This window comes from Pseudomonas sp. P4_C4 (genome assembly GCF_056402055.1).
In genome coordinates this window covers 1-7,301 of record NZ_JBFUID010000115.1, presented here as the reverse complement: position 1 = coordinate 7,301, position 7,301 = coordinate 1, and the positions used below count along the sequence as shown (strand labels likewise).

The window sequence follows — 7,301 nt, the reverse complement described above, 5'->3', positions numbered from 1 at the left end:
CTACATAAGGTGTCGTGACACACTCGAGCATCTGCGTCGCCGTATTGAAGTCCGCGGCGATCACGTTCCGCAGCAGGTTCTGATACACCTCCTGCTGGTTGTTGAAGCCATGTTCCTTCATGAGGCGCTTCAGGTCAGGCATGAACACGCCAGCTACCTCAACAGTGAATCGGCCGATCCCCTTCTTGGCATCGTCCGCGACCTTCTTCTCGCGCTTCTTGCGCTGCTTGATGGCTTCCGCCGTCGGCTCCTGCTGTTCCTCGGCCATGGCCTGTCTCTTCAATTCCGTGGGCTGGTAGATCCAGCCATGTCTGTCGTCGGCGCTGGCGCACTTGGTTGCTGATGCTTTTCATGCTGCCCTCTGCTGATTCCAGACACCCACGGCGTCGAACACCCGGGCGGCTTGCTCTTCAGTCAGCGATATTTCGGCGGGAATGGCGATCCAGCCCGAAGCGACCCGATGATTCGGATTGCTCTCGGCGACCAGGTCTTTGTAGGTTTCCTCGATCACGTCTTCGAGGTGCGCGGCCAGATAGTTGCCTTGGGGAGCAACCTCTACTGATTTAGTGTAGCGGTGCCCTTGTTGATCGCGACACTGGACGCTGACATAGATCGTCCAGCGGTGGGCAATGTCGCAGACTGCTTCTGCCATGCGCTGCCCTGGCGGGATGCTCTTGCAGCTCTTCCTGTTGATCATCCCTTGACGTCCGCTGGGGTCGATATGGACCACCGCGACGTGATTGGCATTGAGCAGTGCCCGGCTCGCTCGCTCTATCCGGGTTCGCATGTTGTTGGGCTTTCGCTTTTTCATAGTGCCACCGCAATGTGGCGATTGGCCTTTGCTTCAAACTGCATGGCGAGTTCGTGAGCGGCCTTGTAGTCGTCACGAAAGGCGCGAGTCTTGCCGGTGGTACGGTCTTTAATCTGGTACATGCCGACGCTTCTCCCGGCGACTTGGTAGCGCACCGGTTTGGCTGGCGCTGGTCGATTTATACGGCCGGCCCGGGCTGCATTAGATTTCTGCAGTAGCACACCGAGTTCATCGAAGCGCTCTTGAAATGATGGATGCATGTTGATCCCTCGGAGTAGGTGATGTGTATTCGTCAGCACTCCGCCTACCTGCTGGTTGATTAATTACCGGGGTTTGGACAGGCCCGCTTGAATGCGCTGGGTGATCTCTTCTCGATGCACTGCGACTTCCTTGGGAGCGCTTGTCCCGATGCGTACTTGTTGGCCGCTCACACCCAGCACGGTGATCGTTATGTCGTTGCCTATGTTGATGCTTTCGCCTGCTTTACGAGTCAAAATCAGCATTGTCCATTTCCTTGCGTTAGTTGGTTTCCCAATGCCGCCTTTTAAGAAGCGGCATCAGTGAAACGTCACTGCACTACGCGGATTTTATTGCGCGGGAACCACGCCCCTTCAACCAGAACCATGCAGCCTACAAAGGCGGCGTAGCGCGTCTCTCGGTCAGTCTGGAAGCCCTAGTAGGAGCAAGTGGCTCGAGAGGCTACGTTGCTCAGCAACATGCAGCCGACGATCAGTGCCAGCAGGATCAGCAGAACCTTTGTCGCGTACTTCACGCCTCGATACCGTAGTCAGCCAGACGCAGACCGAAGTGCATGCCTATTTCTTTCAGCACCACCAATTCTGCTGGCTCGATCTGACCATCAGCCTGGGCAACGGCAAGAACGTTGACGAAGGCTTCCTCCGCGTCGGCCGGAACGTTTTTGATGTCGGTCAGTTCCCGCTTGATTGCCAATCGACCTACTTGGAAGTTGGCGTTCAGTTGAGCCGTGAAGCGATTGATGGTTTCGGTGATCTCGCCGCCGAAGTGCGTCAAATTTGGGTTGGAGCGAATCAGTTCGTCGAGCTTGGAAACCTCACTGGCTTCAATTTCCCCATCAGCCGCAGCGACCAATAAGCCGCCGCCGACAATGGCCTGCATCAAGTCGCGGTTAACGACTTTCTTCATCTCGGCTTGGGCGTTGCCGACTTGTTTTCCGAACAGCTTCTTCATTCCAAACATGGTGATTTCTCTGGGTGGGATGACATCCCACTGCACCCTGTCACCAAGGTGCAGCAGTGATGCTGTCAGTCCTACTGCCGCCGGAGGGGGCGGGGCGCATTGCTTGCTGGGTCATTCACACGGTTCTGGCGTTTCACCATCGATCAGCCGCCCAGGTTGTTCCTGTCGTTGGCAGGCTTTCGGGCCTGTCTGTTCGCCGGTCACCGGTAGAGGCAATGCGGTCTGTTGTTTGTTGCGCTGATTGTTAAAGAGTGGCGCGGCTTTCGCTGCTGAGCCGATGGCCTGACAAATAAATTACTAGTGATAATAAATTCAGTCAAGACCGCAGGTAATAAAAAATACGATAGATAATAAAAAACCCGCTCAATCGCGGGCCCTCTTCACGCTTCGCAGTATTCTCGCCATCCGATCCTGATGGCACCACTCTCGAGCCGATCCATGCGGACCCCATCGGTTTCTTCAATTTCCTCCAGAACTTGGAGCCATGCTTCGGCAGATTCGTTCTCTGACCTGGTGACTACGACGGATTGGATCTTCTGCGCATGCGGTGCAGCGATCAGGCGTTGGATTCGTCGGCGGAGAATCGCATATGAAGTCTCAGATGAGTTTGCAGGAGGTGGGCGATGCATACGGTGGTCCTTAGTTTTTTCATTTGGAAGCGCCACCACAAAATGTCAAACAATTGACGGGTTGGGATAGTCCATTTCGGCAAGCTGCAAAAATCTTTATACAAAAAAGAGGAATACACGCCGCAAACTTACGAAAGTGAAAGAACTTGTGAGGACCAAAGACGAAAAAAGCCCGCTCATGGCGGGCTTTCTAAAGGCAGGCTAGATGGGGGGGCCAATGTCCTATAGCTTTTGCAGCGCCCTTACCACGACTCCAACGATTCGGCAGCTCTCTGCACACATCTCAGTAGGGTAGGCAGGGTTCAAGGGCCTTAAGTAACGTCGACCACCGTCATCTACGAGCTTCTTGAAGGTGGCTTGGTCACTGTCAGCCAATTTGGCCACAACAAGTTTTCCAGACTGAACGTCAGCCTCGGTATCAACAAGGATCAGCGTTCCTTCAGCAATGCTTGTCCCGACCGGAGATGTCATCGAGTCGCCCTTAACCTCAAGCCAGAAGGCCGGCCCCTTAGAGTTGTAGTCCGATAACTCGTATCGATCTGAAAACCCAGGAGGGAAGGGTTCGACTGCTTCCGCCCAGGCGCCAGCGGCAACCCAGCTGATGACCGGGTAGCGGAATGACTCATTAGGTTGTCGAGTTGAAGCGACATTTGAAGGCTCAGAGCTTGAAAGCTTGTCGATTTCTTTAGCAAGGCGCTCGCTAAAGGCTGAAACGGGGACTTTCAAATAGCGCGCAAAAACAGAAGCGGCCTCGATATTCAAGGCGTTTCGCCCTGTCAAATAATGGCTCGCAGCGCTCTGGCTATTGGCCTTGAGGCCTTCTATAGCAATTTTTTCTTGGCTAAGCCCGAGTTCTTTTTTCTTCGCTTTATAGAGTGCGTTCAGCGCTGCGCATTCCTGCTGCTCTACGTCGCTCAAGGGGCGTTTTTTCAAAGGTTTATTCATAAACGCACTGTATTACGTCAGGTAATATCAATCTAAGACCGCCGATATTGACTTAATAAAGACCGCAGGTAATACTTTTATGCGTGCACAGCGAAAGAGGTCCTGTATGCAGCGCATACCACTCAAAGATTTTGTGACCAAAGTTGGTCAGCTAAAAGCGGCGTCAGCGCTTCGTATGAGCCAGGGCGGCATCAGCAAAGCCTTGAAGGCAGGGCGTGAGGTTTATGTGACCGTGTTCGATGACGGCCGCTTCGAGGCGGAAGAGGTGAAGCCCTTTCCCGGCCAACCCCAGCGCTTCACAGGCTAACCAACACATTATCTAGCGCTCCATTGAAGCCAGATTAGGAGACAGCAGTTCATATGGAAACGTCCAGTCCAAGACACAGCATTCAAACCCGGGATCAGGTGCTAGTCGCGCATGCGGCAAATCAGATCGCGCGCACCAACCTGAGTCAGGACGATTTCGCCCAGGCGCTGAGCCGGGAAATTTACGTAATCGTCCCTGCCGCGAAGATTGAATTAGCGAAGGTTCCTGATTTTGATGAGTTGGCGCGGCTGAACGATGTCAGCGAGTTCGTGAAGGCAACCGGTCGCTGGCTCAAGCGCGTTCAACGCTGGCTGTCGGGCGAGCAGGAAATGCCATCTTGGCTGGAAGAGTCGTGGGTGAATGCACTCGAGCCTGAGTTCCGTGATCACTGCGTGAATGAACTGGCCAGCCGTCACGGTTTGATTGGTGCCCGCCAGATGGCGACCGAACAATGCGGGAACAAAAGCTTCAGCGCATTGATCCGCGCCTTGGGGGATGTGATCGACACGGGAAGCGAAGTTTTCGACGATCAGGTGATGAGCGAAAAGGACATGCCGCACCTACCAGCGTTCGCCAAGGAATGTCGACAAGTTGAAGCAAGGGCAGGGGAGCTTGGTCGGAAAGCCGAGGAGATGATTGAAAAGTCTCGCCCAGCGTTGAAGTCGATCGCCTGAGTTATAGACACAAAAAAGCCGACGGAGAAGGTCGGCTGATTCGCAAAACTAGAGAGCGATGATTATGCACAGCCACATTGCCCCAAGCAATACCCTCGATGTCGTGACACGTTTCGGTCAATCGCAAAACATCTCATGCCTCACCATGTCGCCACACGATATTGCCGAGCTGATAGGCAGTTCGCATGACAATGTCCGGAAGACAGTCCGAGCGCTGGCTACCAAGGGAGTCGCGTCCTCAAATGACACCCCCTACAAAGTAAAAGCCCTGAAGCATGATCCGGAAGCCAGCATCCAGCGAGCTGCATTCGACCCAATGGTCTCCCCGAAAGTCCTTGTTCGCCTTGCTGAGCTTCTGCAGGAGACCATGTAATGGCCGGCGATTGGATCAAATTCGAACTCACTACCCTAGATAAGCCAGAGGTCTGCCAGATCGCTGACCTAGCCGACATCGATCCGGACGCGGTAGTGGGCAAGTTGATGCGGGTATGGGGTTGGTTCGACCAGCAGACGGAGAGCGGTAACGCTCCGAGCGTTAGCAAGAAGTTACTTGATCGGCTGGTGGGCGTTATCGGTTTTTGCGAGCACATGAAGTCCGTGGCATGGATGCAAGAAGTGGATGGCGTAATCAGCCTCCCGCATTTCGAGCGTCATAACGGGAAAACCGCCAAAAACAGGCTTCTCACTGCCAAAAGGGTAGCCAACCACAAAGCAGCTAACGCCAAAGGTAACGTTCCAAGCGTTAGCAATGCGTTACCTAAAGAAGATGTAGAGAAGAATAAAGATCAACACAACACTCTGGGCGCGAGCGATCGTTCGGCGGCAGTCGAGATGTCGCTTGAGTGGGGGCCTGATCAACAGCTCTTGCAGGCTTACGCGCTACGGATGGCCCTACCGTTAACTACGTTCACCGCGGAGGCCACAGCTGCTTTCGTTTGCCATTACACCGCCAGTGGTCGTTTCGAGACGCAAGCAGCCTGGGTCAGCCTGCTCGTGAAGTGGATCAAGCGCGATGTTGCCAAAACGGCCAGTTCAAACATTCGGCAATTTCCCGTGAAGCAGGTCAACGGCCCAGATTTCGACGACACGACCTGGTCTGATGACCTTGGTGATTTGTGATGACCCAAGCCAAAAGCGTGCCTCAGAGCGCCAACCGACTGCTGAGCGAGATGAGCAACCTGCCGCCCGTGACGCTGGAGCCGCGGAAACAATTGCTGCCCGGTACCGCTGATGTCGTTAACGCGCTGTTCAAGGAATTACAGGCGATCTTCCCCGCGTGGAAGCAAGCTTGGCCCGATGATGAAGCCCTACGCGCTGCAAAACGCAGCTGGGTCAAGGCTTTCGTCGCCGCCGAGATCAATACTCTTGAGCAGATTCGGTACGGCTTGCAGAACTGCCGACAGCACGGCAGCGATTTCGCGCCGAGCGTCGGTAAGTTTGTGAAGTGGTGTCAGCCAACTCCTGAAATGCTGGGCATTCCTTCGCACGGTAAGGCCTTTCGTGAAGCTCTGCTCAATTTGGACCCGAGCCGAGCATTTTCCCGTGAGTGGTCGCACCCGGCGGTACGTCATGCCGCCCTTCAATGCGAGATGCATAACCTAAACAGCCTGGTGTCCGAGAAGGCCAGCAAGGTCTTTGATCGCGCCTATGACATCACCATCCGGATGTTGGTCAGCCGACAGCCGCTCGAAGACATCGCCATTGGCATCGGCCACGACTCGCAAAAGCTCGAAACGCAACTTGCGGAAGAGTACGGCGAGGCGCGGTTGTTGATGACCATGTCGCAACAGTCGATCCCGCTTGACGGCAAAGTCGCCCGTGCACAGTTGCTGGCTCGTTTTGCCAATGGCCCGGGAAAGCGCGAGCAGCAACAAGCCTCGCTTCCAGGTACCTGCTTGAACTCCCTCCCTGATCCAATCCATCCCACAGGTGGCTTCTGATGAATGCAGCCAAGCAACAAAACATGCTCGCCGGGCAATCTTCACTTGCCCGCAAGGTGTTCCAGGTCGTGCCAATCCAGGAGCGTTGGAGTGCCCACGACATTTTCAATTCGTTGATGGTTTCCGAAGCCACAGGGGCCCAGTTCCCGGCTGTCCGGCGCGGCTTAGGTGAGTTGAAGGAGGCAGGTCTTATTCGCGAACCCGTTAACGGTCATTTTCAGCGTGCCGCCGTCACGATCAAATCCCCGAGAGAGCAGAACATGCCAAAGGAAACCCAGTCAGCCGTTTTGACCATTAAAAAAGCCGATGCCAGCGCCCTGGATACGTTGGCGGCGCTGTCTGGCGAGGTCATCAGCTTTGCCGAGGAGGTCGGTAATCGCATGAAAAAGCTTGCCGCGCGTATCGAGGAAGTGGCGTTGTCCGTTGAGGCAGAGCGCGAGGTCAATGCTGAAGCACTCGACAAATTCAAGCTCCTGCAATCTCTGCTGAAGGGGGGCTAATGGGCACTCGGACGGCCGTGGTGAAGACTCTGACGGTGAAGCTGTCGGACGCAGAGATCGAGCGAAACGCCAAAAAAATGCACGTCCGCGACCTGCGTGATGCGAGTCATCCGGCGTTGCATTTTCGCTTCGCAAAGAATCGTTCTCGTGGCTCTTGGTACTTGCTCAGCAAGCGCTCCTGGCACCGTATTGGTGGATTCCCGGATCTGAGCACCAAGCAGGTGGTTGCGGCGCTGCCGACTGTCCGTCTTCGAGTTGCTGCCGAAGAAGGTTCGAC

Annotated in this window: 13 protein-coding genes and 1 pseudogene; 7 read left to right on the top strand and 7 right to left on the bottom strand. The window is 54.9% G+C overall.

What is annotated here, in order from left to right; genetic code table 11:
- The 7 genes from AC1DXW_RS30655 to AC1DXW_RS30625 all read right to left on the bottom strand — a co-directional run.
- A partial coding sequence (locus tag AC1DXW_RS30655; protein WP_477760878.1) for a hypothetical protein occupies window positions 1–268 on the bottom strand: 268 nt, incomplete at its 3' end.
- An 81-nt stretch (window positions 269–349) separates the two neighbouring features.
- Window positions 350–811: a hypothetical protein gene (locus tag AC1DXW_RS30650; RefSeq protein WP_477756565.1), complete on the bottom strand. Its 462-nt coding sequence runs from the start codon at window positions 809–811 to the stop codon at window positions 350–352.
- Window positions 808–933, bottom strand: a complete 126-nt coding sequence (locus AC1DXW_RS30645) for a hypothetical protein (protein WP_477756564.1) — start codon at window positions 931–933, stop codon at window positions 808–810. The genes AC1DXW_RS30650 and AC1DXW_RS30645 overlap by 4 nt, the downstream gene beginning before the upstream one ends.
- A gap of 201 nt (window positions 934–1,134) precedes the next feature.
- Complete coding sequence (csrA, locus tag AC1DXW_RS30640) at window positions 1,135–1,314, bottom strand: carbon storage regulator CsrA (RefSeq protein ID WP_150755807.1); 180 nt, start codon at window positions 1,312–1,314, stop codon at window positions 1,135–1,137.
- Window positions 1,315–1,579: 265 nt separating this feature from the next.
- Window positions 1,580–2,029 carry a tellurite resistance TerB family protein gene (locus AC1DXW_RS30635; protein ID WP_477756563.1) on the bottom strand — a complete coding sequence of 150 codons (450 nt, stop codon included), beginning with the start codon at window positions 2,027–2,029 and terminating at the stop codon, window positions 1,580–1,582.
- Between the two features lie 380 nt (window positions 2,030–2,409).
- The gene (locus tag AC1DXW_RS30630) at window positions 2,410–2,658 is read right to left on the bottom strand and encodes a DUF1654 domain-containing protein (protein ID WP_477760877.1); all 249 of its coding nucleotides are present in this window, start codon (window positions 2,656–2,658) and stop codon (window positions 2,410–2,412) included.
- A gap of 222 nt (window positions 2,659–2,880) precedes the next feature.
- The gene (locus AC1DXW_RS30625; protein WP_477760876.1) at window positions 2,881–3,603 is read right to left on the bottom strand and encodes a LexA family transcriptional regulator; all 723 of its coding nucleotides are present in this window, start codon (window positions 3,601–3,603) and stop codon (window positions 2,881–2,883) included.
- Between the two features lie 106 nt (window positions 3,604–3,709).
- Here AC1DXW_RS30625 and AC1DXW_RS30620 point away from each other — a divergent pair, with 106 nt between their 5' ends.
- The 7 genes and pseudogenes from AC1DXW_RS30620 to AC1DXW_RS30590 form a co-directional block, all read left to right on the top strand.
- Window positions 3,710–3,910 carry a Cro/CI family transcriptional regulator gene (locus AC1DXW_RS30620; RefSeq protein ID WP_108217324.1) on the top strand — a complete coding sequence of 67 codons (201 nt, stop codon included), beginning with the start codon at window positions 3,710–3,712 and terminating at the stop codon, window positions 3,908–3,910.
- Between the two features lie 53 nt (window positions 3,911–3,963).
- On the top strand, window positions 3,964–4,584 hold the full coding sequence (locus AC1DXW_RS30615; protein ID WP_108217325.1) for a hypothetical protein: 621 nt from the start codon (window positions 3,964–3,966) through the stop codon (window positions 4,582–4,584).
- A 64-nt stretch (window positions 4,585–4,648) separates the two neighbouring features.
- Entirely contained in the window at window positions 4,649–4,957 is a 309-nt protein-coding gene (locus AC1DXW_RS30610; RefSeq protein WP_477760875.1) for a hypothetical protein, read from the top strand.
- Window positions 4,957–5,703 (top strand): DnaT-like ssDNA-binding domain-containing protein, encoded by a 747-nt coding sequence (locus tag AC1DXW_RS30605; RefSeq protein WP_477756619.1) that lies wholly within the window; start codon window positions 4,957–4,959, stop codon window positions 5,701–5,703. Before AC1DXW_RS30610 ends, AC1DXW_RS30605 begins: the two co-directional genes overlap by 1 nt.
- Window positions 5,703–6,524: a replication protein P gene (locus tag AC1DXW_RS30600; protein WP_477756618.1), complete on the top strand. Its 822-nt coding sequence runs from the start codon at window positions 5,703–5,705 to the stop codon at window positions 6,522–6,524. The genes AC1DXW_RS30605 and AC1DXW_RS30600 overlap by 1 nt, the downstream gene beginning before the upstream one ends.
- The gene (locus AC1DXW_RS30595) at window positions 6,524–7,024 is read left to right on the top strand and encodes a hypothetical protein (RefSeq protein ID WP_477760874.1); all 501 of its coding nucleotides are present in this window, start codon (window positions 6,524–6,526) and stop codon (window positions 7,022–7,024) included. Before AC1DXW_RS30600 ends, AC1DXW_RS30595 begins: the two co-directional genes overlap by 1 nt.
- A gap of 20 nt (window positions 7,025–7,044) precedes the next feature.
- Window positions 7,045–7,301, top strand: a pseudogene (locus tag AC1DXW_RS30590) (tyrosine-type recombinase/integrase); the annotation flags it as partial.

Bases quoted from the DNA above. Each gene is read 5' to 3' on its own strand.
- AC1DXW_RS30650 (WP_477756565.1), bottom strand. From the start codon at position 811: ATGAAAAAGCGAAAGCCCAACAACATGCGAACCCGGATAGAGCGAGCG.
- AC1DXW_RS30645 (WP_477756564.1), bottom strand. From the start codon at position 933: ATGTACCAGATTAAAGACCGTACCACCGGCAAGACTCGCGCCTTTCGT.
- csrA (WP_150755807.1), bottom strand. From the start codon at position 1,314: ATGCTGATTTTGACTCGTAAAGCAGGCGAAAGCATCAACATAGGCAAC.
- AC1DXW_RS30635 (WP_477756563.1), bottom strand. From the start codon at position 2,029: ATGTTTGGAATGAAGAAGCTGTTCGGAAAACAAGTCGGCAACGCCCAA.
- AC1DXW_RS30630 (WP_477760877.1), bottom strand. From the start codon at position 2,658: ATGCATCGCCCACCTCCTGCAAACTCATCTGAGACTTCATATGCGATT.
- AC1DXW_RS30625 (WP_477760876.1), bottom strand. From the start codon at position 3,603: ATGAATAAACCTTTGAAAAAACGCCCCTTGAGCGACGTAGAGCAGCAG.
- AC1DXW_RS30620 (WP_108217324.1), top strand. From the start codon at position 3,710: ATGCAGCGCATACCACTCAAAGATTTTGTGACCAAAGTTGGTCAGCTA.
- AC1DXW_RS30615 (WP_108217325.1), top strand. From the start codon at position 3,964: ATGGAAACGTCCAGTCCAAGACACAGCATTCAAACCCGGGATCAGGTG.
- AC1DXW_RS30610 (WP_477760875.1), top strand. From the start codon at position 4,649: ATGCACAGCCACATTGCCCCAAGCAATACCCTCGATGTCGTGACACGT.
- AC1DXW_RS30605 (WP_477756619.1), top strand. From the start codon at position 4,957: ATGGCCGGCGATTGGATCAAATTCGAACTCACTACCCTAGATAAGCCA.
- AC1DXW_RS30600 (WP_477756618.1), top strand. From the start codon at position 5,703: ATGACCCAAGCCAAAAGCGTGCCTCAGAGCGCCAACCGACTGCTGAGC.
- AC1DXW_RS30595 (WP_477760874.1), top strand. From the start codon at position 6,524: ATGAATGCAGCCAAGCAACAAAACATGCTCGCCGGGCAATCTTCACTT.